This window comes from Photobacterium leiognathi (assembly GCF_030685535.1).
GTDB classification, from domain to species: Bacteria; Pseudomonadota; Gammaproteobacteria; order Enterobacterales; family Vibrionaceae; genus Photobacterium; species Photobacterium leiognathi.
The window spans coordinates 1,985,554-2,010,259 of sequence record NZ_CP131601.1 but is presented as its reverse complement, the minus strand read 5'-3'; the positions used below and the strand labels follow the sequence as shown (position 1 = coordinate 2,010,259).

General features: G+C 40.9%; 19 protein-coding genes. 11 read left to right on the top strand and 8 right to left on the bottom strand.

Translation table 11 applies throughout. The features are described from left to right. Nucleotides 1–207: 207 nt before the first annotated feature. The gene (locus Q7674_RS16285) at nt 208–2,748 is read right to left on the bottom strand and encodes an Ig-like domain-containing protein (protein ID WP_305422843.1); all 2,541 of its coding nucleotides are present in this window, start codon (nt 2,746–2,748) and stop codon (nt 208–210) included. A 258-nt stretch (nt 2,749–3,006) separates the two neighbouring features. On the opposite strand from Q7674_RS16285, the gene Q7674_RS16280 reads away from it, so the two are divergent. From Q7674_RS16280 to Q7674_RS16270, 3 genes are all read left to right on the top strand, one after another. After that, nucleotides 3,007–3,390, top strand: coding sequence for a DUF805 domain-containing protein (locus tag Q7674_RS16280; protein ID WP_008987363.1), 384 nt, complete (start codon nt 3,007–3,009; stop codon nt 3,388–3,390). 189 nt (nt 3,391–3,579) lie between these two features. Continuing rightward, on the top strand, nt 3,580–3,822 hold the full coding sequence (locus Q7674_RS16275; protein ID WP_008987362.1) for a hypothetical protein: 243 nt from the start codon (nt 3,580–3,582) through the stop codon (nt 3,820–3,822). A 412-nt stretch (nt 3,823–4,234) separates the two neighbouring features. Beyond that, on the top strand, nt 4,235–5,410 hold the full coding sequence (locus Q7674_RS16270) for an amino acid permease (protein ID WP_305422842.1): 1,176 nt from the start codon (nt 4,235–4,237) through the stop codon (nt 5,408–5,410). Between the two features lie 287 nt (nt 5,411–5,697). On the opposite strand, the gene Q7674_RS16265 is transcribed toward Q7674_RS16270, so the two are convergent. Further along, a complete protein-coding gene (locus Q7674_RS16265) occupies nt 5,698–6,261 on the bottom strand; it encodes a C40 family peptidase (RefSeq protein ID WP_008987360.1) in 564 nt (187 codons plus the stop codon). A 384-nt stretch (nt 6,262–6,645) separates the two neighbouring features. Here Q7674_RS16265 and Q7674_RS16260 point away from each other — a divergent pair, with 384 nt between their 5' ends. The 4 genes from Q7674_RS16260 to Q7674_RS16245 all read left to right on the top strand — a co-directional run bounded on the left by Q7674_RS16260 (nt 6,646) and on the right by Q7674_RS16245 (nt 11,312). Further along, the gene (locus tag Q7674_RS16260; protein ID WP_305422841.1) at nt 6,646–7,821 is read left to right on the top strand and encodes a sugar ABC transporter substrate-binding protein; all 1,176 of its coding nucleotides are present in this window, start codon (nt 6,646–6,648) and stop codon (nt 7,819–7,821) included. After that, nucleotides 7,818–9,095 carry a hypothetical protein gene (locus Q7674_RS16255; RefSeq protein WP_305422839.1) on the top strand — a complete coding sequence of 426 codons (1,278 nt, stop codon included), beginning with the start codon at nt 7,818–7,820 and terminating at the stop codon, nt 9,093–9,095. Before Q7674_RS16260 ends, Q7674_RS16255 begins: the two co-directional genes overlap by 4 nt. Further along, entirely contained in the window at nt 9,088–9,891 is an 804-nt protein-coding gene (locus Q7674_RS16250) for a GGDEF domain-containing protein (RefSeq protein ID WP_305422838.1), read from the top strand. The genes Q7674_RS16255 and Q7674_RS16250 overlap by 8 nt, the downstream gene beginning before the upstream one ends. A gap of 137 nt (nt 9,892–10,028) precedes the next feature. Then, a complete protein-coding gene (locus tag Q7674_RS16245; protein ID WP_045065891.1) occupies nt 10,029–11,312 on the top strand; it encodes a PepSY-associated TM helix domain-containing protein in 1,284 nt (427 codons plus the stop codon). 84 nt (nt 11,313–11,396) lie between these two features. On the opposite strand, the gene Q7674_RS16240 is transcribed toward Q7674_RS16245, so the two are convergent. Then, nucleotides 11,397–11,864 (bottom strand): RNA methyltransferase, encoded by a 468-nt coding sequence (locus Q7674_RS16240; protein WP_008987356.1) that lies wholly within the window; start codon nt 11,862–11,864, stop codon nt 11,397–11,399. A gap of 71 nt (nt 11,865–11,935) precedes the next feature. Then, nucleotides 11,936–12,271 (bottom strand): PBPRA1643 family SWIM/SEC-C metal-binding motif protein, encoded by a 336-nt coding sequence (locus tag Q7674_RS16235; protein ID WP_008987355.1) that lies wholly within the window; start codon nt 12,269–12,271, stop codon nt 11,936–11,938. A 605-nt stretch (nt 12,272–12,876) separates the two neighbouring features. On the opposite strand from Q7674_RS16235, the gene zwf reads away from it, so the two are divergent. The 4 genes from zwf (at nt 12,877) to Q7674_RS16215 (ending at nt 17,122) form a co-directional block, all read left to right on the top strand. After that, nucleotides 12,877–14,376: a glucose-6-phosphate dehydrogenase gene (gene zwf / locus Q7674_RS16230; protein ID WP_045065889.1), complete on the top strand. Its 1,500-nt coding sequence runs from the start codon at nt 12,877–12,879 to the stop codon at nt 14,374–14,376. A gap of 2 nt (nt 14,377–14,378) precedes the next feature. After that, nucleotides 14,379–15,104: a 6-phosphogluconolactonase gene (gene pgl, locus Q7674_RS16225; RefSeq protein WP_045065887.1), complete on the top strand. Its 726-nt coding sequence runs from the start codon at nt 14,379–14,381 to the stop codon at nt 15,102–15,104. Nucleotide 15,105: 1 nt separating this feature from the next. Then, a complete protein-coding gene (gene gnd, locus Q7674_RS16220) occupies nt 15,106–16,554 on the top strand; it encodes a decarboxylating NADP(+)-dependent phosphogluconate dehydrogenase (RefSeq protein WP_008987352.1) in 1,449 nt (482 codons plus the stop codon). Nucleotides 16,555–16,669: 115 nt separating this feature from the next. Then, complete coding sequence (locus tag Q7674_RS16215) at nt 16,670–17,122, top strand: hypothetical protein (RefSeq protein ID WP_146146581.1); 453 nt, start codon at nt 16,670–16,672, stop codon at nt 17,120–17,122. Between the two features lie 392 nt (nt 17,123–17,514). Here the strand turns inward: Q7674_RS16215 and Q7674_RS16210 are convergent, their stop codons facing one another. From Q7674_RS16210 to torC, 4 genes are all read right to left on the bottom strand, one after another. Next, nucleotides 17,515–19,374: a PhoX family protein gene (locus Q7674_RS16210; protein WP_305422835.1), complete on the bottom strand. Its 1,860-nt coding sequence runs from the start codon at nt 19,372–19,374 to the stop codon at nt 17,515–17,517. A 198-nt stretch (nt 19,375–19,572) separates the two neighbouring features. Beyond that, a complete protein-coding gene (locus Q7674_RS16205; protein WP_305422833.1) occupies nt 19,573–20,967 on the bottom strand; it encodes an IS4 family transposase in 1,395 nt (464 codons plus the stop codon). A gap of 67 nt (nt 20,968–21,034) precedes the next feature. Continuing rightward, complete coding sequence (gene torA, locus Q7674_RS16200; protein WP_045070598.1) at nt 21,035–23,503, bottom strand: trimethylamine-N-oxide reductase TorA; 2,469 nt, start codon at nt 23,501–23,503, stop codon at nt 21,035–21,037. Nucleotides 23,504–23,527: 24 nt separating this feature from the next. Further along, nucleotides 23,528–24,706 carry a pentaheme c-type cytochrome TorC gene (gene torC / locus Q7674_RS16195; protein WP_045066277.1) on the bottom strand — a complete coding sequence of 393 codons (1,179 nt, stop codon included), beginning with the start codon at nt 24,704–24,706 and terminating at the stop codon, nt 23,528–23,530.

Below are 24,706 nucleotides of genomic sequence, written 5' to 3'. Positions count from 1 at the left end.
AATTGTAAGTTAGTTAGAACATTCCATATCTAAATAAACCTTAACTCCATGGCATAACTATTTATTGGGATGATTTTTTCTAATCCAACTAAATGGCTTTTATTTCATTATATTGCATATTAAATTGTGCCATATTCCACAAAGTATATTTTCAGAAAAACGCCAAGGCAGCTATTTGCCTTGGCGTTGTTGTTTTTACTGCTTTAGTTATCGCTGGCTATTCATTTCTTGCAGTTTTTTCCCAATAGGGCCTGAGAAGTTAAAGCCATCATGCACATCCCAGTTAATTGACCATGTCATTACACCACCAAAATTAGGGTAGAGTTTTGTTGGTACAACTGAACCACAACTACTGCCTTTAGTGACGCAATCAAGGGCATCAATAATGTTTTGGGTAGGCGCTTGACCTGAGTTAGCTGAGCTTGGACCTGAAGGTAAACCAATAGCGACTTGATCATCACGAAGTGGGGCAAATTGGCTACCATCTGCTAGCTCAAAGCCTTCAATCAGCATTTTGACTGATGCTACCATCATATCAACCGAGCCTTCAGGTGCAGCACCTGACATGTATGGATTGGCTAGGCCGCCATTATTGTATAGCTGGACGTGAAGCAAGTTCAGCATATCACGTAATTGATCAATCATTGGAATGTAAGCACCCCAGATACCAGAGTAAGCAATCATGCCACCTTGTACATAAGGGTGCTCTGGTGCCATGGTGAGGTACATATCACCACCAATATTTTTCTCAATTTGTTTTAATGCGACAGGTAAACGAGCTTGGATTTGTGTGCCGTGAAGCAGATTAGAGCCACTTTCTAAATCGATATCTAAACCGTCAAAGCCCCACTCGTTGATAATGTCAGTCAGGCTTGAAACAAAGTTTGCTTGATCAGAATCGGTATTTAGCGTGATGGTACCTTCAGCACCACCGAGTGATAGCACGATGATCTTACCTTGGGCACGAAGCTTACGAACGTCATCTTTAAACTGTTGTGGATCTAACGGAGCACAACTGCTGTGTATATCGCCGTTGTATAGATTGAAGTGAACAGTACCGTTACTGTTTCTATCGTTATCAGCAAAGGCAATGTCGATAATATCCCAGTCAGGTGAAATGTCACCAAGACGGATAGGACAGCCAGAGCCGTTAACGAAGTTATGCCAGTAACCAATTAGGTTGTGTTTAGTATCAATAGGCTCCTGTACTTTAATGCTAGCAGCTGTAGATAGTGCTGTTTCGCCAGTACCAGTCGTTGCTAAGGCGGTAACGGTGTAACTGCCTGCTGATTGTGCAGTCCAAGATGCGCTGTAAGGAGCTGTTGTATCAGTAGCAACAATATTGCCGTTAATAATGAAATCAACCTGACGCACATCACCTGTGAGTGCCGTTGCAGTTGCTGAAAGGGTTAATGCTTTACCTAAAGTAACCACCGATCCACTTACTGGTGAGGTGAGGCTAGTGACTAAAGCTTGATCACTGACGGTCACGGTTGCGCTTGCTTCGCCTGTATTGGCTTCATTATCTGTTGCAACAGCTTTGATGGTGGTATTACCTAAACCTGATGCTAACCATTGCGCGCTATATGGTGCGCTGGTATCTGTTTCAATGAGCTGATCGTTAGCGTAGAAACTGACTTGTGCAATTGTACCGTCAGCATCTGTCGCTTCTGCATCAATGGTTAATGTTGTGCCAGCAAGCACAGTTTGTTGAGCACTTAATGATGTTAATGTCACTTCAGGTGCAATGGCACAAATACCTAAATCAGTCCATGCATCACTCCAATGTTGACCTTCACCTGGCGCATAGGCCCAATCTGAAGAGGAAGAGCACCAACCAGCAATATCACAGCGATATTTATGGTTGTTATTTTCAACTAAGTCACCAGCCGCATATTGTGTGCCTGACTTAAAGGTTGGAATATCGCCACAACCGCCGCCAACGATGACTTCACTAACATTAATGCTGATTGCTGTTGAGGTTGTTGCACTGCCTTCATTATCTGTCGCTTTGGCGGTGATTTGATGGTCTCCAGCAGTGGCTGTCCATTGGGCAGTGAACGGTGCTGATGTGCTTGTCGCAATAAGCTGATTATCAACAAAGAACTCTACTTTAGTAACAGAGCCATCTTTATCTTGTGCGTTGGCACTTATCGTAACACTATCGCCTTCAGTCACACTCGCATCTGCCGTTGGTGAGCTGATAGCAACCGTTGGTGCGATGTTCTCATTAGCAGATATAACACTTACTGTGACGGTATCGGTTTGGGTTGCGTTTTCATTATCAGTCGCAACCGCTGTGATTGTGTGGTTACCGAGTACGGTAGTCCAATTGATCTGATACGGTGCTTTATCAATCACAGCGATGGATTGTTGATTTAAGAAGAACTCAACCTGTTTGATTGTGCCGTCTTTATCGTTGGCATTGGCTGCAATAGTGATGTCACTGCTTTCACTGAGTTGTGCATTATCAACTGGCGAGGTAAGCGCAACCGTTGGCATTTGGTTTCCACCAGCATCACAACTATCAACTAACGTCCATTCCTGCCAATCTCCTGAGTGACTACTTGGCGCGTTACCTTGTGACCACCAATTCGCTTTATAAAGGCTGCCTTGTTGTTGTACTTGGCTGCCACCGTTATATGCGATATCAGCTTGCCACTCATCGATATTGGTACAATCTGCTGCATATGCCTGTGATGCGCTAAAAGCGACGGTTAATGCACAGGTAAGAAGTGTCTTTTGCATTGTCTATCCCTATTGCAGTTAGTGTTAGTAGCACTAATAATGAAATAGGAAAGGTCAATAAGCGTAAAACTATATGCATAATTTATAGGCTTTATAACCTTACTCACAATGCCGATAAAATAGACAGTCGTTATTATTTTTATTTTCGAGCAGCCTCACATCAGATGTTACTAATAAAAGACTTGGCTACTATCTTGAAAAGGCATACATTTTAAACATATTTATTCGGTTCTATATTTGGGCATAAAGGGAAGAAAGATGGATTGGTACATTGCGGTATTAAAAAAGTACGCACAGTTTAATGGACGTTCTCGTCGTAAAGAGTTTTGGTTTTTTACTTTAATTAGTGCGTTAGTCAGTTTGGCTCTCGGTGTTGCAGATAGTGTTTTAGGCTTGCCTACATTTGGTGATGGCTACGGACTATTAGCAGCATTGTATTCACTCTTTATTGTGATCCCTAATATTGCCGTGATTGTCCGTCGTTTGCATGACCAAGATCGAACAGGTTGGTGGGCATTGATCATGTTTGTTCCGATTGTGGGTATCTTAGTGCTGATCTATTTCATGGTACAAGACAGCAAGCCTGGTGATAACCGATTTGGTCCAAATCCAAAACAAGATAACGGTTCATTCACGGTGTAAATGCCAATTAATATTTTCATTAAATTCAAAAGCTCAGATTCATACGCTGAGCTTTTTTTATGGATGAATTTTAAACTAATAATTGGAAAAACACATAAACTGAGGATAGTGCCCTTGCATAAATTGCTATGTTTGGTACAAAGAAATGAGCGGATATGGAAAAACGCGATTGTTTTGTAGGAGGCAACTATGTCTATTGCTGATAAATTATTGAGCCAAGCTATTCTTGAACAAGTAAAGCGTGATGGTGCATTAAACGCGTTAGAAACTGTGTATGCCAAAGCACGTTACGCACACTTTAAACGTGTAAAGTGGGGCTCTCAATTCTTTGATGGTATTCAGTTTGGTGACGGTAGTTTAATTGCGGTAAAGCCAGGCTCATTTAACAGCTTAACATTAGTGAGCCTTGCCTCTGAAAAACAAATGGGATAACCACCTATTATTCTGAGTAACTACCTCTTTGAAGTATTCGATAAGCCTTTAGTTATAACTACTGGAGGCTTTTATAAGCATTATGCTGGTCTGAGGATACAATATCCCATTTCATTCCACTGTAATGTGTTTTAGTATGACAACAGATGAGCGATGTGCGTTTTGACCGAAACAACACATCATGACCACTCATCATAAATAATATCGTTTTTGGAGTACGATTAATGTTGTGTGACCTTTCAAAAAAATCAATACAGCGACATTCTCTGTCGTCTGCCCTACCAGTTCAGTCCTTATATTCATCTCGATTTAGTTACGGCTTATAAAAGCCGCCAATTTTGTTTTTATATATTCGAGAAATAGCAGCTCACCGCTGAGGTTTAGTGCTGCAAATATGAAGTAAGGGTTTTGTGTGAATTTAAAATTATTAGGTAGCTCGCTAATTATTGCGGGCACGGCGCTTGGTGCTTGCATGTTAGCTATCCCGATGGTATTAGCTCAGTTTGGATTGCTTTCTGGCACGATTTTGATGTTAGTTATTTGGAGCGGAACGACTTATGCCGCTTTGTTATTACTTGAAGCCAGTATTAAAGTTCGCGGTGGTTTAGGTATGAATACTATCGCGAAGCAATCATTAGGAAAGGGTGGACAACTGATCACTAATGGATTGTTATACGCACTATTAATCTGTTTATTAATGGCTTACATCATTGGTGCTGGTGACTTAGTCCATAAAATGGTACTGAATTTAGGTTTAGATATCTCGTTAGTCCAAAGTCAAATTCTGTTTGCTGTTATTGCTGGTGGTATTGTCGCTGCTGGTACTGGCGTGATTGATAAGTTAAATCGTGTGTTATTTCTCTTAATGTTAGCAGTGCTTGTTATCACGCTCTTTGCCTTAGTGCCAAATATGTCACTAGCACACTTTTTCACTGCAACAAATGACAGTAGTATTGATCTAATCAAAACCAGTGCGGTGTTATTTACCAGTTTTGGATTTTTTCCTGTTATTCCATCATTAGTGTCTTATAACGAAAATGCGACACATGCGCAATTACGCAATATGGTTTTATTGGGTTCTCTCATTCCATTGGTGTGTTACTTACTTTGGCTTTACGCTGTTGTGGGAAGTTTATCGTATGAGCAATTAACACAGTTCAATAATGTTTCCGAGTTAATTAATGTGCTGGCTACTCGCTTTGAAGGGATCCATGTCATTCTTTCAATATTTACAGGACTAGCATTGCTGACTTCATTCTTTGGTGTGGCTCTTTCATTATTTGACCAAAATATTGATTTATTTAAACAAAACCGTGCGGTGACGTACGTTTTAACTTTTATTCTTCCACTGTTAGGCGCCATATTTGCTGCAGAAAAATTTTTAGCAGTATTGAGTTATGCAGGCTTAATTATGGTGTTTATTGCAGTGTTTATCCCCATGATGATGGCTATTAACTTAAGAAAATCAGAGGGTAAGACACAAACAGCAATAAGTAATGATGAGTATTACGAAGTTGGAGGTGGGCAAATTGCAATGATGGTTTGTTTTAGCTTTGGTTTATTCTTGATTGGTGCACAAGTAATTTAAACCATAAACAAATAATAGAAGAGTGTGGGGCTGCTAGATTGACCGATCTATCAGCCCCTTATTCTAGATAACGACAAAGTGACCGAACTTATCGTTATCAAACAGACAATGACTATTGGAGTGCGATTAGGGCATCGCTAGTGATTGCTGTGATTTGGCTAGATAATACAAAGTTTATTAAACTAGAGCCAGATGTTGGAAATTTTAAGAAATTCTTAGCTGTAAAGATAATATTACAGTCAAAAAAAAGGAGCTAACCAGCTCCTTTTTCTTTTATTTATAAAAGCTTACATACGAACGACAGTTAAGTAGCGTTTAGGGTAGCCACTTTTATAGTAATCTGTTTCAGTAACGCCGAAATGCTTTTTAGATGAAGAGCTGTGAACAAACTTCAAAGAGTGTTTACCTACTTCAGTGATAATGCCTGCATGGCCTGGTTTACGAATTTTAGGGTTTGTGCCTGTGAACACGATTAAGTCACCTACTTTTGCATCTTTAAGCGCTATTTTTTTGTAATAAAGTGATGGGTAAGCAGCCGTTGTGCGTGGGATTGAAATATCGTATTTATTGTATACGTATTTGATAAAGCCTGAGCAGTCAAAGCCTTTAGGCGTATTGCCGCCCCAAACATATTTAGTGCCGATATGCTTACGAGCAAACTTGATCATCTCTTGCTCTTTTTTAAGCTGCTTTTTGGGTGCAATCAGTGGGACTTCTTTTACTGGCTTTTGAGCTGCTGGTACAGATTTCGTTTGTTCTGTTTGTGGCGACGCATTTACCGTGGATTCACAAGCAACGAGAAAAAAAAGAGAACAGCTGAAAAGCGCTAATGTGGATTTAGGTAATGTCATAATAATAGTTACATTGTTCAGTTTAATAACAGAGCGATTAAACTACTCATAATAACGCTTTGCATTATTTAGTGTAAGCATTTTTACGAAGTTGCAGCCGTATTACATGCAGCTTATTGATATTAGATGTGATTAATCTAATACATTAAAATTTATACATTTATATATGTGATGTGACTTCTAATAGACGTGAATTTGTACCAATTCTTATTATATTATATTCATAATCAATTAAACTTTATTCAAGTAACGACAAACTATAATAATGCAGCGTTTTATTCTTTAATGGAATGCTATATGATGTCGCACTCATCGTTTTGATTGATGTATTTGGTTAGATATTGATTTACCCTTAACGTTAATGGTTAATAATTTGAATTAGTTATGTTTAGAAATATCGTATTACTGTTATGTATGTTTTTTTCTGTGGCATCGAAAGCAGAACAGAATTTAACGCTTTGGTATTCTCATCAAGACAATAGTTTTATCAATCTATTAGTTGATGAGTTTAAAAAAGAAAACAATATCAATATTTCTTTAGTCCAGTTTGATCCTGAAAAGATAAAAGCAGAGATTTTATTGGGTGCTCAATACGGTGGTCTCCCGGATTTGGTGATTTTTCCTTCAGATTTTGTTGGATTACATCGCTTAATGAAATTATCTCGTATTCCCGAAGATTGGTTTTTATCTGATATTTCACCATCAGCAAAATCAACGGCTTTTGCTGATAGAAAGTATTGGGGGATCCCTGTCATTCAAGGAAACAATTTACTGTTATATTATAACAAAAAATTGGTTTCTAAACTTGCCCGTTCTTGGGAAAGTCTGTTAGCGAGTAAGCAGCAATATATTGATAAAAATATCTTGCCAATAGGCTGGAACTACCAAGATATGTATTATTTTATTCCGTTTTTGTCTGCATTTAATGGTTGGTCAATTACGGATAATCAAATATCTCTAAATACACCAGAAATGGTAGCTGCGTTAAAATATTATCGTGATCTCGCTAAGCAAAAAGTGGTTGATGAACAATGCCATTATACCTGTTCACAAGCCGATTTTGTTCAAGGAAAAGAAGCCTATGCCATTAATGGCGATTGGGCATATCAAGACTTAAAAAATACTATGGGTGAAAACCTAGGTGTCGCATTGTTACCAACAATCAATGGTAGTCAGATGCGTTCAATGAAGAGTACCTTTGTCTTGTCATTACCTAATTATTCATCACGTCCAAAGCAAGAAAAGAAGCTGATCGAGAAATTTGCTAAGTTTGTTCAGCGTCCTAGCATCCAAACATTGGTTTATGAAAAAACACGTTTGTTACCTGTCTCTGAACATCTATTAGGTGAGTATAAAAAACAAGCGAAAGGTAATGACAAAGTGTTATTTGAACAGTTTGAACTGTCTAAACCTATGCCTTCTAGCATTAAAATGGCGATAGCATGGCAAGCGATCGCTATTGGCTTTAAGCGTTATGAAGATGGGTTATCTGCCGAAGAGTCTGCAGAATATATGCAGCATATTGCTACGCAGCAAATGCGTCGGTTAAAAAACGAATGAAATTAAAATTAAAACTTAAATCCTCATTGGCGCTGTTAATGGTTTTTGTTGCTGTGTTGCCAGCCTCCATCATTGGTGGTTTGCTTATTAAACAGCAAACGGAAGTTGAAACTAATTATCGTTTAGACTTAATTGATCGTTTATCAACAACCTTAAAACAAGAATTCAATTATCGTTTTTATTTGCTTTCAACAGCATTAGATGTGCTTTCCCGCGATAGGTTGCTTGTGCAGGGCATTGATGACTTTTTCCTGACGAGTCATGTTGATGCAACGTTAGAAAACCTTGTTGATAACACGCCTTTGATCCAAGCTGCCTACCTAGTTAATGCAGACTGGAATGAGGTTGAAAATTATAACGGTATTAATGGCATCAAATCGTTTGAAAGCTTGAAAAGTCTCGTAACTGTTCGTGTTGATACCACTAAAAGCATCGGTAATCAGTGGGTATTTAACTATGATGCTGAACAATTAATGCCTAAAAAGTACAACCCTAGTCGTAAAGGGGTTGTAATAGGGGTTCCTATCTTTCAATCAACATTGACGGAAGGATTAAAACGAAAACCGTTAGGCTATTTAATTGTTATTGTCCCTGTTGAAAATATCATTAAAGTCCTTCGACCATATTTGAAAGACGGTGAGCATGTTGTCTTTAAACACGATGGTATGGATAACATTTCGGTATATAAAGGCAAATTAGATCCTGCTGTACCAACCGTATCAAAGACGGAAAAAGTCACGATTGCTAATAAGTATATTTCAGAGCCAATGTCTTACGAGGCTGAAGTGTTTATGAATAAGTACTTGGGTGAGAATCCTTTTACTAATTCATTGAAAATATTATCCATCGTCACCGTTATTATCGTGATGTTAGCATTGTTAACCGCGACCATTTCTTATCGTTGGTTTGCTAAGCCATTAACGTATTTAATGGATAGTGTACGCGCTTGCTTGAGTGGTAGTTATAGCATTCCAGATAAAGACTTACGTTTTGCTGAGTTAATCATGGTTAATGATTTAATTCAGAAAATGACAAGTACCATTAAAGCGCAGTTTGATGACTTAGAAGATAAAAATACCAAATTGATGAGCTTTAATGAGCAGTTAGAAAAGAAGGTGCATGAGAAAACACTTCAGCTAACTCAGACATTACAGCGTGAAGAAAAGCGTCGTACCATGTTGCAATCATTACTATCGTTCAGTAATAAGCTACAGCATGGTGATATTCATTCAACTGTGATGACGCAACTGGTTAGCTTATATCCTTATGCCTAGCTGGGCAATGCAGCTATACGTTAATCAAAAACGTGAATGGGTTTGTGAAGGGATTAACCCTGATGATTTAGCGAGCATTGATGTTGAAGCTCATTGCAGTGAATACTTCCGCGCTAACAATAATGATAAAACCTTCCAATGTTTCAAAATCATGGATACCCACGATGAAACATTAGGCATTATCGTAATGAAGTACCCAAACATCGAACGTGATGATTTTGAGGTAATTTCACTGTTCGTGTATCAACTTTCAGCGGAACTAGAAGGGCGATTACTAAACGAAGAGTTGGAGCGAATTGCGATTACAGATCCACTAACAGGTTTGAGTAACCGTAAAGCTTTTGATGTCGATTTAGAAGAATGGCTGAAAGTATCACAGCGTTATCCTGAGCAATACTTTGGCTTATTCATGATTGATGTGAACGGCCTGAAGCAAGCAAACGATGAGTATGGTCACCATATGGGGGATCAATTACTGATTGATACGGGACATCTAATTCAAAGTGTGTGCCGTCAAACAGATAAGGTCTATCGTTTAGGCGGTGATGAATATGCGATTATTGTTAAACTTGGCGATAACACAGGCTGTGAGTTGTTAAAGCAACGACTCCGAGCACTGCTAGAACAAGGGCATTACGCAAGCTTGCCTAATGGCGATAAAGTGAAAATTCATTTTGCGATGGGGTGTGCAAGTACGGAATCGCATGATGCACAGAATATTTATCAAGTTGCTGATAAAGCGATGTATTTAGATAAAAAAGCATTCTATGAATCTACAGGGTTAACTCCTCGTTAATTATTATTAAGCCATAACATGAAAGTGTTATGGCTTTTTTATCGCATCAAAATCAAAAAATTAGCCAGTGAAGCACATTGATGGCGTGTATCTTGTTAGTCTAAAAGAAAATTAGCAGACAATAACAAGGATTCGTTATGTTCTATGCAAAGAAAATACACCATTGGTTATGGCGCTGGCATATTATTGCAGGGCTTATTTCACTACCTTTCATCCTATTACTTTCTGTAACAGGTGCTATCTATTTATTTAAAGCCGATTACGAGCAACAAACTTATCGTTCAATGACTCAGGTTACACCGTCTGTTTCATATCTTACTTATCAGCAGCAACTAGATATCGCTCAGAAAGCGGCAAAAGAAAACGGGGTAGCGATACCGACCCAAATGATCCTGCCTGATTCTGACTATCAAGCGACGCAATTTATCGCAGGACGCTTTTCGTCAGAGAGCTATACCTTTGTGAATCCTTACACGGGAGAAGTGACAGGGCAGTTTGCACGAAAAGATACCTTGATGCAGAAAGTCAGGAAATTACATGGTGAGTTGTTACTTGGGAAAAAGGGAAGTTGGGTTATAGAGTTAGTCGCGAGTTGGCTAGTCGTACTCATTATAACTGGGCTGTATTTGTTCTTTCCTCGTTCTATTGCTGAGATCAGGACACTATTTCGCGTTCGAGTAAAACAAGGTAAACGCACTTTTTATCGTGACTTGCATGCTTTATGTGGTTTTTGGTTATCTTTAGCATTAATGCTGGTATTGGCTGGTGGATTACCTTGGACGGAATTGTTTGGGAGTAATTTTAAAACCGTTCGTGATCAGACTGACACTGGATACCCGACGGGATACCACGGTAGAGGATTAGAATCAGATCCAAATAAAGCGGCTAAAAAATTAGATCTCGATGATGTGGTAACAATTGCAAAAGATAAAGACTTAGCAGGGGTTGTTACCATCACAATTCCAACAAACCCTAAAGGGATCTACAGTATTAGCAACCGTGCAGAATCATTAAAAGATCAGCAACAGATCCATGTCGATCAGTACACTGGTAACGTGATCAAAGCATTCTCTTGGTCTGATGTTGGCGCACTTAGTAATGGGCGACACGTTGTTATGCGGATTCACCAAGGGGAGTTCTTTGGTCAAGCAAATTGGTACTTTATGCTAGGACTTTGCGTATTAACTGCTGTGCTTAGTGCCAGTGCTTTGGTTTCTTATTGTTTGCGTAAACCTAAAAAGAGCTTCGGTTTACCTAAAGCAGCACGAGATAAACAAATTGGGGTATTGTTGTGGGGGAGTATGTTGTTACTTGGTATTACTCTACCTATGTTTGGCATAAGTCTATTGGCAATAATGACACTGTGGTTAATCAGTAAAATATTGAAGAAAACAATCCGTTTAGTGTCTGCCGCATCTTAGTTATCCTCTATAGAAAAGCCTCGAAGCTGTTAAGCATTTTCGAGGCTTTCTTTTCTAGCATATGTGATGTGAATAGCAGCGATATTACTTATGGTTTGAGAAATTATCGCCTTTCGCTAGTCGATCATACAAAATCACGTTAACGGCTGCTGCAAGGTTCATACAGCCCTTAGTTGGCACATAAATGGTTTCACGGCAGAAATCAGTAATGTCTTTTTTTAACGTACCGTCTTCAGGGCCAAAAATATAAAACGCACGTTTAGGGTGCTTATATTCAGGTAATGGTTTTGCATCATCAATCAGATCAACGGCAACAGGAACACAGCCAACAGGAATGATGTCACGCAGATCTTCAACACCAATTAGCGGAATGTCTAAAGCTGCTTTTTTAGTATCAGTACAAAACTGTGCAGCGTGATCATAGCGCGTGCCAGTATAGAAAACAGAATTGACACCGTAGCAGCCAGCAGCACGCATTACAGAACCGACATTTTCAGGCGTTTTAGGGTTAAAAAGACCAATACAAGAATACCCTTGGCTATTTTTGCTCATACGACTATCTACTTAATTTTTACATGGAGCTGAAAAAATAAAGCAGGTACGAATACCTGCTTTATAGGATGTTATTTACCACAACACTTTTTGTATTTCTGACCACTGCCACATGAGCATGGATCATTACGGTTTGGTGTTTTTTCAAATACCGTTGTTTTTGGCTTATTGAAGATACCATCGAACTCGGCAGTATTTTCTGCAACGTTTGCATCTACAGTGATATTCGCGAAAAGGTTATTTTCTTCAATTTGCTGTAGTAGTGCTTGTTTACGTTCTTCGCTATTCACAATCAATGTGAGAGGGTTGGTTTCCGTGCCCAGTTTAGTTGCGCGTTTCGTGTTGTAGCCAAAGCTTTCGTATTTCGGCTTCTTTTCGATACGACCTTTATAGAAGAATTTAGACATGGGTGAACCTACTTACCATGAAGTAATCAAACAAAGGTGTCTGATTAATTGTTATGAATAAAAAACCACCTCAGAGGTGGTTGAAATTGCGGGCATAATAACCGCCATTAGGGCGCTTATCAATAGTTAGCGCAGGGTATTAGCGCGCACAAAACCACAATGAATAACACATAACCATACATAAACTGTGTGATTTGGTGAGGGTTTAAACGTTTGCAATGGTCGGACTTCATTTTAGATTGCCGAGCGTTTTAAATAGTGATTAGCTTAAAAATTACAAGAGGGAACAGTGATAATAAAAGGCGTAGCCTATCACCATGATAGGTAATTTCGACTGGCACTGATAACAAATCTTGTTAACATATGGCTCAATAAATTTCAGCGTGAAGGATTGAAACGCTATTCATTCAGTGTCTTATGTCTATTGAATGAAGTTGATAATCGTTCCGTTTTTTAACAAAAATAATAAGGTATAACGAAAACTTTTTATTTTTTTCATATTTTTGCGTAATCGATGAAAAAAATACGGCATAATAAGCCCCCGTTATACCAAGCAATTGATTGCTGCCGCAGGTCTGAAGATCTGAAATTAATGGGAAAATGATATGGTTAAACCAGAAAATAACTCAATTGTAATTTTTGGTGCGTCAGGCGATTTGACTCACCGAAAATTAATACCTGCGTTTTATCACCTTTATGCTAATGGGTTATTACCTGAAGATTTTGCAATTTTAGGGGTAAGCCGTACATCTTATAGCGATCAAGAATTTCGTGATAAGTTAAAGCAATCTTTGACAGAAAATGAAAAAATCGATGAAGCAACATTGGTGAAGTTCTGTCAGCACTTATACTATCAAGCGTTAAATACATCAGATCAAAATGAATACGGTGTACTTAAAGAACGTTTAGATACCTTTAAAGAAACCCATAACACTCACGGTAATGCGGTTTTCTATCTAGCAACACCACCGAGCCTTTACGGTGTGATCCCTGAATGTCTAGCGGCACATGGTCTAAATGATGAAACAGAAGGTTGGAAAAACCTGATTGTTGAAAAACCATTTGGCTACGACTTGGAATCTGCAATTTCTCTAGATAAGCAAATTCACGCTTGTTTCAAAGAACACCAAATCTACCGTATCGACCACTACCTAGGTAAAGAAACAGTACAAAATCTACTGGTTTTCCGTTTTGCTAACGGTATGTTTGAGCCGCTATGGAACCGTAACTTTATTGATTACGTTGAAATCACAGCAGCAGAAGCATTAGGCGTAGAAGATCGTGGTGGTTACTACGATGGCGCGGGTGCGGTACGTGATATGTTCCAAAACCACTTGCTACAAGTTTTAGCTATGGTAGGTATGGAATCACCTGCAGCAATTAATGCTGATTCTATCCGTGATGAAGTGGTTAAAGTAATGCAAAGCTTTAAGCCATTGTCGGAAGATGATCTGAAAAATAACCTAGTGCTTGGTCAGTACACTGAATCTGAAGTACGTGGTAAGCACTACTTAGGTTACCGTCAAGAGCCGGGTGTAGCAGAAGATTCACGTACAGAAACTTACGTCGGTATGAAGATGTTTATCGAAAACTGGCGTTGGAATGGTGTGCCATTCTACGTACGTACTGGAAAGCGACTACCTACACGTGTAACTGAAGTGGTTATCCACTTTAAGAAAACCCCGCACCCAGTATTTGGCGCTAAAGCACCAGAGAACAAATTGATCATCCGTATTCAGCCTGATGAAGGTATTTTAATGAGCTTCGGCCTTAAAAAACCAGGTGCAGGTTTTGAATCTCAAGAAGTGTCAATGGACTTCCATTACGACAAACTTGAAGAAACTAACATGCTAACTGCTTACGAGCGTCTACTGCTTGATTGTATGAAGCAAGATGCAACTTTGTTTGCTCGTACTGATGCTGTTCGTGCATGTTGGAAATTTGTTCAGCCAATTCTTGAATACAAAGAAAACCCAGAGCACTTATTTGGTTATGCCGCAGGAACGTGGGGACCAAAAGAAGCTGACGATTTATTAGCATCAAGCAATCGTGAATGGCGTTTCCCTTGTAAGAACTTAGCAAACACTGATTATTGTGAGCTATAAGCATGATTAATTATCGCGTATTTGAAACACCGCAGGACGTTGTCGTTTCATTGGCTGACACCATGATGACGATGAGTAAGCAAGCAAAGCCTGTACATATCTCGTTATCAGGTGGTAGCACACCAAAATTGCTGTTCAAAACATTAGCGCAAGCGCCTTATGCGACAGACGTTAATTGGAACAACTTACATTTTTGGTGGGGCGATGAGCGTTGTGTAGAGCCAACTGATCCTGAAAGTAATTTCGGTGAAGCGAACGAGTTATTGTTCCAAAATGTGGTGATCCCAGCAGAAAACATCCACCGTATTCGTGGCGAAGAAGATCCTGCTGTAGAATCCGCGCGCTTTACCCAAGAGATGGAAGCGGCAATCCCACATAAAAATGGTATGCCTGCATTTGATTGGATCTTATTGGGCATGGGTACTGACGGCCATACAGCCTCATTGTTCCCTAACCAAACCAACTTCGATGATCCTGCGTTATCTGTGATTGCAACACATCCAGAGAGCGGTCAAAAGCGCATCTCAAAAACAGCACGCTTACTTGAAAATGCAGATCGCATTACCTACCTAGTGTTAGGTGAAAGCAAGGCTGAAGTACTACAAGAAATTAATAATAATCCTGCAGAAGCATTAGCGTATCCTGCAGCGAAGATTAAAGCCGTAAATGGCAAAACAGAATGGTTTTTAGATTCAGCAGCGGCAAAACTGCTGGCGCAAGGAGAATAATATGAAAGGCGATATCGGTGTAATTGGCTTGGCAGTAATGGGCCAAAACCTGATCCTAAACATGAATGACCACGGCTTTAAAGTTGTTGCTTACAACCGTACTGTAGCAAAAGTGGAAGAATTCCTTGAAGGCCCAGCAAAAGGCACAAACATCATTGGCGCTACTTCTCTAGAAGATCTAGTAGCTAAGCTAGAAGCACCACGAAAAGTGATGCTAATGGTACGTGCTGGTGACGTTGTTGATGCATTTATTGATCAACTAGTTCCATTGCTAGATAAAGGCGATATCATCATTGATGGTGGTAACTCAAACTACCCAGACACTAACCGTCGTGTTGCTGAACTTGAGAAGAAAGGCATCCTATACGTAGGTTCTGGTGTTTCTGGTGGTGAAGAAGGTGCACGTTTCGGACCTTCAATCATGCCTGGTGGTTCTGAAGCTGCATGGCCTGCAATCAAACCAATCTTCCAAGCGATCTCTGCAAAAACAGATGCTGGTGAAGCATGTTGTGATTGGGTTGGTAAAGACGGTGCTGGTCACTTCGTTAAGATGGTACACAACGGTATCGAATACGGTGACATGCAACTTATCAGCGAAGCATACCACTTCATGAAGTCAGGTCTTGGTCTATCTCACGATGAGATGCAATCTATCTTCCAAGAGTGGAACAAAACTGAGCTAGACAGCTACCTAGTTGAGATCACATCTGAAATCCTTGGCTACAAAGATGAAGATGGTCAACCACTAGTTGAAAAAATCCTAGATACTGCTGGTCAAAAAGGTACTGGTAAGTGGACAGGTATTAATGCACTTGATCTAGGTATTCCACTAACACTAATCACTGAATCAGTATTCGCACGTTGTGTATCTTCAATGAAAGATCAACGTGTAGAAGCGCAAGAGCTATTCGGTAAGACAATTGCTCCTGTTGAAGGTGATAAGAAAGAGTGGGTTGATGCACTACGTCAAGCGTTACTAGCATCTAAGATCATCTCTTACGCGCAAGGTTTCATGCTTATCCGTGAAGCTTCTGAAGAATTCAACTGGGATCTAAACTACGGTAACGTAGCTCTAATGTGGCGTGGTGGTTGTATCATCCGTAGTGCATTCCTAGGCAATATCCGTGATGCGTACGAAGCGAACCCAGACATTAAATTCCTAGGTTCTGACCCATACTTCAAAGATATCCTACAAAGCAGCATGGCTGCATGGCGTAAGGTTGCTGCGAAGTCTCTAGAAATCGGTCTACCAATGCCAACAATGACATCTGGTCTAACGTTCCTAGATAGCTACACAACAGCACAACTACCTGCAAACATGATCCAAGCGCAGCGTGACTACTTCGGTGCTCACACTTACGAGCGTATCGATCAGCCTCGTGGTCAGTTCTTCCACACAAACTGGACTGGTACAGGCGGTAACACTGCTTCTACTACTTACGACGTTTAATATCTAAACATCGTAAACATACTAAGCCACCGCTTGCGGTGGCTTTTTTATTACATGAGTTTTAAAAGTAACAGAACAAGCAACATCATTAATTTAGATAAATACTGAGAAAGAGATGATGAAATACACCAAATGGCTAGGGTTTTGTTTACTCACTGCATTTCAAGTTCATGCTAAGCCTGCTCCTGTTATATCGGTCGACATTGATTTTGTTTCGACTCAATGGATTGATAACTTAGGCACCTTTCGCGTTGTGGTGTTTAATTCAGAAGTGAATCCTTGCTTTACACTTGAGAACTACAAAGAAGGAACAAGCCAAGGGCTGACATTATCGCAACAGATTTGTAAGGTTGGGCTGCCTGATCATCAAGTGGTGAATTTACAAGATGATCCTGAAGGTGATATGTGGTTTGAAGATTTTCATTGGGGGGAGCATTCGCTTGATTTTAACTTGAATACATTCAATGCAAACTATACCTGTTCTTTGGATCTCGGTAGCCAATATCCAATCAAAAAAAAGCAAGTTTTGGCACAATGCCGTTTAGTTAAAAGTAAAAATAAAGAATAAACAAAGCCCTAGTATCGGATACGAATTCAATAAGAGACGTAAATAATACTAGGGCTTTAATATATCCAAGTGACCTTCAATATGCCTGATTCAGAGCGAAGTCACTGAGTTGAATTCAAGGAAGACAACGAAGCGGAATAGCGAGCTCTTTCCAAGTTGTCTGACGCAAGAAGTCGGCTCAGTGACACGCTCCCAAAGGGCGAGCGTCCTTAGCTCTCAGACTTTGTTAACGATTCTCAATGTAGAACCATTATATCTTCGAATCGTTGCCGCGCCTGAGAACTAAGGTCGTCTCGCTGAACACTGCATCTTGAAGTTACTTGGGTATATAAGCAATTCACATTTTAACGAACCTTAATCATCGGGGAGATCTTGGTTGTTAGCGCTGTGAATTATGCGCCAATCACGCCACCATCGTTACGAGTGATTCGCATGATAGAAGAGCGAGGAGTGCTGCGACCGCCATCAGGGAAGTGCGATGGTGCTTGCTCTTCGCCTGGATGCTGAACGCCAACAAACATGGTTTTGCTATCATGGCTAAAGGTAATACCTGTGATTTCACAAGCGATAGGGCCTGTTAGGAAGCGACGGATTTCACTGGTTACAGGGTTACCACAAAGCATTTGGTTATTACCCATACCAGCAAAGTCACCTTCATTGGAGTCATCGCCATCTGTTAGGATCCATAAACGACCGTCTTTATCGAAACCTAAGCCATCAGGACAGTTGAACATGTTGTCTTTGTTAATGTTCTTACTACCAGCCATCAATGAATCTTTGTGTACCGTTGGGTTACCAGCAATGAGGTAAAGATCCCAGTCAAAAGTCTTAGCGGTATGGTTACCGTTGGATGGATTCCAGCGCAGGATGTGACCATACGGATTTTTCGCGCGAGGGTTTACCGCATCAATAGGTTGATTAGGTTTCACACCACGGTTCTTATTGTTGGTTAAGGTACAGAAAACCTCGCTTGTATGCGGGTTCACGGCTACCCATTCTGGGCGATCCATTGTTGTTGCGCCCACATGCGTTGCCGCTTTACGAGCAAAGATCATGATTTCAGCCTGGCTAGCAAAGCCATTCTCAGGTGTCAGGCCATTTTTACCGAACGTAAGTTCAATCCATTGACCTGTACCTTTTAATTCACCGTCTTTAGCGTCGAATTTAGCGACATACAGTGTGCCTTCTTCAAGAAGATCACGGTTAGCTTCTTGGTTGCTTGGGTTATATTTGTTCTTTGATACAAAGCGGTACAAGTGTTCGCCACGCTCATCATCACCTAAATAAACCACAACATAACCGTCATTGTTGATAGTAACTGCGGCGTTTTCGTGTTTGAAACGTCCTAATGCAGTGCGTTTCTTTGGCATTGAATTTGGGTTCATTGGATCGATTTCTACAACCCAGCCAAAACGGTTTGGCTCATTAGGGTTTTGAGCAATATCAAAACGCGGATCGTGCTCATACCAACGGTAATCTTTATTTTCAGGGCTGATGCCGTAACGTTCTTGGTTAGAATCGACCGCAATATTTGTATCAGTACCAAAGAAATCATCAAAGTTTTCTTCACAGGTGAGGTAAGTACCCCAAGGTGTAGCACCGTTTGCACAGTTGGCAAAAGTACCTAAAGCACGTGTACCGGTTGGATCGGCTTTGGTTTTTAGAAGAGGGTGACCTGCTGCAACACCAGTAATTTCCATTGGTGTATTTGCAGTGATACGGCGGTTTAAACGACCGTTTTGGTTCACGATCCACTGACCGTTTTTATATACCAACTCTACGATTGAGTTACCTACAGCAGCTTGGGCTTTTTTCACATCGTCAGCAGAGAGCGTTTTACCCTGGTTTGGCAATAAGTATTCGTAATTGGTGTATTCATTATTTACGGCGAGTACTGCACGCTCATTAGTGAGGGTAAAGAACGCCATACCATCGTTGTTATCGCCAAATTGCTTTAGCTGAGCGTCACTATTCGCTGAAGGACTAAAAGCTGGAGAATCTGCAAACAGTGGTGAACCCCAAGAAATTAAAACTTCAGCTTGGTAGCCTTCAGGTACAACGACTGTATCGGCGACTGAAGTGGGTACAGGCTTGAAGTTGATGGCAGGCTCTTTTTGTTTCGTTTGTGTTGTAGCAGATGCAATCGTAGGGGATGCAGCAAAAAAAGCAGCCGTGGTGGTTGTTTGAAGAAATTTACGGCGGCTCAAACCTTTATTGATGATGTCACTAAATTGCACATTTTTAGTCGTCATGACTTACTTCCTGATATTTATAAGAATAACAATAAACGCGCAGATGGTAGTTCTCAAATATGACAAAAAAGTTATAAGACTATTAAATAAAGATGTATGAATTCCTTTTTGGAATCATTGTTGGCGTGGATTTAATATATTTCTATGCAATTATGGCATAACAGAAATAAAAAAGGCTCCGAAAAGGCTGTCTCTTGATCACAAGTCATTGTGTTCAAGAGACTTAGCTAGTTCATATCCTTCAAGGATGGTTTGTAACCTAAACCATCCTTGCCATAATGTCTTTACAGAAGCGCGACCCGTCCGCTTGGTATCTTTCCAACCACCTAACCGTGCAATACTTTTGTAAGCCCACGATATATTTGGTGCTTCTTTGGGCAGCTTTTTCTTCTCCAATTTTAACCACATAAGCTTCCACGCTTTACCTTTTAACACCCGTTCACAACAGCTACTAGATAACTCTTTAGATTCGTTCATAAATCTTAACTGGAGTAAACGAGTAGCAATAAATGCCAAAATAACACTGAGCCTTTCTAAGTTATCTTTACTTTGCATTCTCAGTTGTTCAACTTGCGTGCCTTCACTTTTCCAAACCTTGTGAAAATCTTCTATCAGCCAACGACGCTCATAATAACTGACGATGTTAAGTGCTTCCTCTTTGTTCGTTACAGGCTCTGATGTCAGTAAATGCCATGCGAGCTTGTCGTCACTCTCACCTTGCTCTATACATCCAACATAGTAGAGAGAGATATTATCGAACTCTTTTTTATTGGCGGGAGACTTAAGTGTCACGGGAGCATATTTGATGTCTAGATGAGCCGTGCGGGACTTACGACCGCCTTTTTGCGGTATTTTTAGCTCTTTGTTTCCTGCTGATAACAACTTGGAAGCGTAGTCATAAAGACGATTATCATGCTCCTCGATACAGCGACTTTGCATTGAGCGAACGATAAATCGTTGTTGTTGCTCGTGCTTGTAAGTGAGGTACTCGAATAAATCGGCTTCTCTATCACATACAGAAATAACCTCTGACATTTTCTCGCCTAGTCGCTCTGCAACATGGCGAGATGCTTGTTCCCATTTATAACTTTCTTTTTCTTTGTATGGTCGAGTTGCGTGCTGGTGTCTTTGACCACGTTTTTCAATATCTCGGATCCAGCGTTGTTGTTCGATTAAACCAACTACAGTGTGAGTTTCGGGAGCAAAAAGCAATGTTGAATGAACGAACATTGCTCGGTGTCGATTACCTTGATTGGAATGCCCGAGTGTATCTTGTATGCTGTGATGTGAGTAACTTAGAGAAGTGGTATCTTCCAATGCAAGCAGTGTTTGTTGCTCTAAAGCTTCTTGTGCTGTGACATAGAATCCAGCTTCTGCAATATCTTCTGCTTTGATTTGGTCATTACGAATAAAGCGATAAGCCCCTTCCATATCGGCTGGGGAGATGATGAGTTTTGAGATAGGGATACCAGGTTGTTCAGCCAGAGAGGTAGCTAGAGCAACGAGTCTTTGAGTGCGTCTTGGGTCATTAAGATCGGCTTGACCGAATTGTTTTTGAGCCCAAAGAATTAGTTCAAAAAAATCCCCAAGCATTGGCTTAGGGATTTGTGTATAAGAGACAGCCGAAAAAGGAGCCTTTTTGTTTACACAATGAAGTGAATTAGCTTACTTCAATTGGACCACCAAATGATGTTACTGGCGGTAGTTCACCTTTGAACTTCTCGAAGTTAACAATACAGGTTTGTGCACTGGTTGCTTGCGCAAGCTCAGATGATGGAATATCCATAGTTAGGGTATTTGGATCACCGTAAGTGTCAATTGAACCAATTTTTTCGTTCAATGGACCATACCATGCACCTTCTTCGATACGCACAACACCACGAGGATAGCTATCAGTTAGTACAGCACCTGCTAATAGCTGACCACGGTCATTAAATACACGTACGACATCGCCATCTTTAATGCCTTTTTCTGCCGCATCTTGAGGGTTGATGTAAACAGGCTCACGACCTTGTACTGTGTACGTTGCACGGAACTCTTCAGCTTCACACATTTGTGAGTGCAGACGCTTGTCTGGGTGACAAGATTGCAGCCAGAACGGGTGTTTATCTGAGCCCGGACCACCGTGTGAACGTTCTGTCTTTTCAAACCACATTGGGTGTTCTTGACAGTGCTCGTAACCGTAACGACCAATCTTACGACTAGTGATTTCGATAAAGCCAGATGGTGTACCTAGTGCGTTGATTTCAGGATCTTGACGGAACGCTGCGTGGCGAACCCAAGGTTTACCTGTACCAAAATCTAGGAAGCCTTTCTCCCAGAATACGTCGAATTCAGGCATATCGAATTTGCCTTCGTTTGCTTTACGACAATCGTTGTACAGCATACGAACCCATTGCATTTCATCCATGCCACGAGTGTATTCTTTGTTCTTACCGAAACGACGTGTTAGCTCGGTGAAGATCTCAAAATCAGTTTTAGATTGGTATAGTGGGTCAACTAACTTATGCATCGCTAATAGACCACGACCACTGTATGAACCCATTACGTCGATATCGTTACGTTCAAACTGCGTACATGCAGGCAGCACGATATCTGAGAAACGACAGGTTGCAGTCCATGCGTAATCAATGGTGACAACAGTTTGTAGTTTCTGGAACGCTTGCTTCATACGGTTACGATCTTGGTGGTGGTGCCAAGGGTTGTTACCGCTGATCACCATCATCTTGTAACCAGGAAGGATCACTTTAGAACCGTTGTACTTAATTTCTTTACCCGGCTCTAGAATACAATCAACGAAACGCGCAACAGGGATAGTACGGCTGTAACCGTTAAAGTCGTTGTTATCCCACTTAGGTTTTTGACCTTCGTCTACGTTACGTGGGAAACCACCTGGTGCTGCAAAGCCCGTTGATGGCACACCGATACCTGAGTAGTGGTGACCGTAAGAGATACCGCCCCCCGGCAGACCAATTTGTCCAACCATAGCGGCAATAACAGCACCCATCCAGTAAGGCTGTTCACCGTGCTCTTGACGCTGAATACACCAACCAAACAGAATTTGAGTACGCTCTTTTACCAGCATGCGAGCAAATTCTTTGATTTGATCAGCTGGAACACCACAGATTGGAGCTGCCCACTCAGGTGTTTTCTCAACTTTGTCTTTGGTTTCGCCTTTCACATAACCAATGAACTCGTCAAAGCCCAAACAGTACATCTTGATGAACTCTTTATCGTAAAGGTTCTCTGTGTACAGGGTATGAGCAACACCTAACATGAACGGCACATCAGTTTGTGGGTTGATGTATAAGTGCTTGTTGTTTAGGTAACGTTGAGTCTTGTTTTTAACAGGATCGACAGAGATCACATTGATCTCACCGTTAGCTACTTTCTCTTTTAGTTTCGCTAGGTATGGGAAAGATTCGTGTGTTTCACAGTTCCAACCCACCTGTAGGTTTTTAACAGGATCGTTTGCCCATAGGATAACGTTCTTCGAGTTATCTAGGATTTCAGACCATGAAGTACCTTGCGCGTACACTTCAGTAGAGCCAAGCACGTAAGGCATGATGGTTTGACCTGCACCCGTTGAGTAGTCACCTACTTTAGTGATGTAGTTACCATGCATACCTACTGCACGTTGCATGTGGCTAGTACAGCTGTGGAATTGACCTGTTTGACGCCAGCCAGTTTGACCTGCGTGAATGGCCCATGGACCGTAGTCTTTTTGCATGCGCTCAAGTTCACGGTAGAACAGATCTAACGCTTCATCCCAAGTCACACGTACAAAGCGGTTATTACCACGAGTTTCGCCGCTGAATTTGTTTTTCTTCAACCAATCTAGACGCACCATTGGGTAGCGAACACGAGAAGGGTTGTAGATCACACCTTTGATGCCTTTTAGCATCTCAGTTGGGTTCTTATCGATCTCAATCGCTTCGATTTCTTGAACTTTACCCGCATAGATGTGGGCGCGGAATGCGCCCCAGTGTGAGCCAGAGAAACGCCACGTGCCTTGACCGATAGTGTCATCCGCAAACACTTTTGATGATGCAAGTAGGCTAGGGCCAATCACAGAAGCAGCACTTGTTGTTGCAATGCCTTTAAGGAAACTTCTTCTTGATACAGACATATTAATTCTTTACTCCATCAATACTTAGTGTTGTGCTTCAGAGAAGTCAGAAGAGTGCTTCTGAAGGTACTTACGTACAACTGCTTCACTGTCACGGTCAAAGTTAACAAACGCTAACATACCGTCGAACATGCCCGGCCAAGTATTGGCATCGAAGTGGTTCTCAGCAGGTTGGGTATGACATACAGAACAGTTAGTGGTGTATGCGGTTTTCGCTTTTTCCCATACTGGTGTGATGTCATTTACAAGAGAGTCTTTAGGCATCCAAACCGTTGCAGTTACACGCTGCCATGGAAGACCTGTTAGATCGTCAACTTTTTCTTCGTACTTGCTAACAACTTTGTCGTTTTGTGCAGATTCTTTCAGTAGTGAAGCCACAGGGATATTCATACCGAAATCTTCTTGGATCACACGGCCGTAACCCTTGTCTTTACGCCAGCCTGCAATTTCAACTTCAACGGCGTTATCTGTTTCATCAATCACTTTCACGCCAGATGCTGGGTTAAGTAGACCAGCTTCCACTTTAAGATCTTTGTCTTCGTAAACTGGAAGGAAACGTACGCTGTAAACTTCTTCACCTTTGTTGTATTCAGTGTTGTGAGAAAGTTGTACAAGCTCTGAAATCATACCGCCACTGGTGTCCATGTCTTTTGGTAAGTGGTGAGCAATACCTTTGTGACAATCTACACAGCTTTGATCACGCTCTGCCGCGTTCTTCATTTGCACACGTGCAACTGGAGACATCTTAGTGAAGTCCATGCCTTTGTAATCATGACAGTCACGACATTCTTGTGAGCCGTTGGCTTTAAAGCGTTCCCATTCGTGCTGGGCTAGCACAATACGGCGATCTTCAAATTTTTCAGGGGTATCAATGAAACCTGCCATGTGAGCAAAGACTTCTTTACTTGCCTGAATTTTACGGGCGATTTTATCTGTCCAATCGTGTGGTACGTGACAGTCAGGACACGTTGCACGCACACCAGAACGGTTTTTATCGTGAATAGTATTTGCATATTCTGGTGCTACGTTATCTGCGTGACAGCTAACACAGAACTCTTCGGTGTTGGTTGCTTCTAGCGCAGTATTAAAACCACCCCAGAAAATGATACCAGCAATAAAGCCACCAAGGGTTAGGACACCTAGGCTAATGTGGACGCTTGGGCGTGATAGGGTCTGCCAAGCTTTAGCTAAAAATGATTTCAT

What these genes read in the sequence shown, in the direction of transcription:
- Q7674_RS16285 (WP_305422843.1), bottom strand. Translation starts at nt 2,748, where the DNA reads ATGCAAAAGACACTTCTTACCTGTGCATTAACCGTCGCTTTTAGCGCA.
- Q7674_RS16235 (WP_008987355.1), bottom strand. Translation starts at nt 12,271, where the DNA reads ATGTCTAAATTCTTCTATAAAGGTCGTATCGAAAAGAAGCCGAAATAC.
- torA (WP_045070598.1), bottom strand. Translation starts at nt 23,503, where the DNA reads ATGTCTGTATCAAGAAGAAGTTTCCTTAAAGGCATTGCAACAACAAGT.
- Q7674_RS16250 (WP_305422838.1), top strand. Translation starts at nt 9,088, where the DNA reads ATGCCTAGCTGGGCAATGCAGCTATACGTTAATCAAAAACGTGAATGG.
- Q7674_RS16280 (WP_008987363.1), top strand. Translation starts at nt 3,007, where the DNA reads ATGGATTGGTACATTGCGGTATTAAAAAAGTACGCACAGTTTAATGGA.
- Q7674_RS16205 (WP_305422833.1), bottom strand. Translation starts at nt 20,967, where the DNA reads ATGCTTGGGGATTTTTTTGAACTAATTCTTTGGGCTCAAAAACAATTC.
- Q7674_RS16265 (WP_008987360.1), bottom strand. Translation starts at nt 6,261, where the DNA reads ATGACATTACCTAAATCCACATTAGCGCTTTTCAGCTGTTCTCTTTTT.
- Q7674_RS16255 (WP_305422839.1), top strand. Translation starts at nt 7,818, where the DNA reads ATGAAATTAAAATTAAAACTTAAATCCTCATTGGCGCTGTTAATGGTT.
- zwf (WP_045065889.1), top strand. Translation starts at nt 12,877, where the DNA reads ATGGTTAAACCAGAAAATAACTCAATTGTAATTTTTGGTGCGTCAGGC.
- Q7674_RS16275 (WP_008987362.1), top strand. Translation starts at nt 3,580, where the DNA reads ATGTCTATTGCTGATAAATTATTGAGCCAAGCTATTCTTGAACAAGTA.
- torC (WP_045066277.1), bottom strand. Translation starts at nt 24,706, where the DNA reads ATGAAATCATTTTTAGCTAAAGCTTGGCAGACCCTATCACGCCCAAGC.
- gnd (WP_008987352.1), top strand. Translation starts at nt 15,106, where the DNA reads ATGAAAGGCGATATCGGTGTAATTGGCTTGGCAGTAATGGGCCAAAAC.
- Q7674_RS16210 (WP_305422835.1), bottom strand. Translation starts at nt 19,374, where the DNA reads ATGACGACTAAAAATGTGCAATTTAGTGACATCATCAATAAAGGTTTG.
- pgl (WP_045065887.1), top strand. Translation starts at nt 14,379, where the DNA reads ATGATTAATTATCGCGTATTTGAAACACCGCAGGACGTTGTCGTTTCA.
- Q7674_RS16260 (WP_305422841.1), top strand. Translation starts at nt 6,646, where the DNA reads ATGTTTAGAAATATCGTATTACTGTTATGTATGTTTTTTTCTGTGGCA.
- Q7674_RS16245 (WP_045065891.1), top strand. Translation starts at nt 10,029, where the DNA reads ATGTTCTATGCAAAGAAAATACACCATTGGTTATGGCGCTGGCATATT.
- Q7674_RS16240 (WP_008987356.1), bottom strand. Translation starts at nt 11,864, where the DNA reads ATGAGCAAAAATAGCCAAGGGTATTCTTGTATTGGTCTTTTTAACCCT.
- Q7674_RS16215 (WP_146146581.1), top strand. Translation starts at nt 16,670, where the DNA reads ATGATGAAATACACCAAATGGCTAGGGTTTTGTTTACTCACTGCATTT.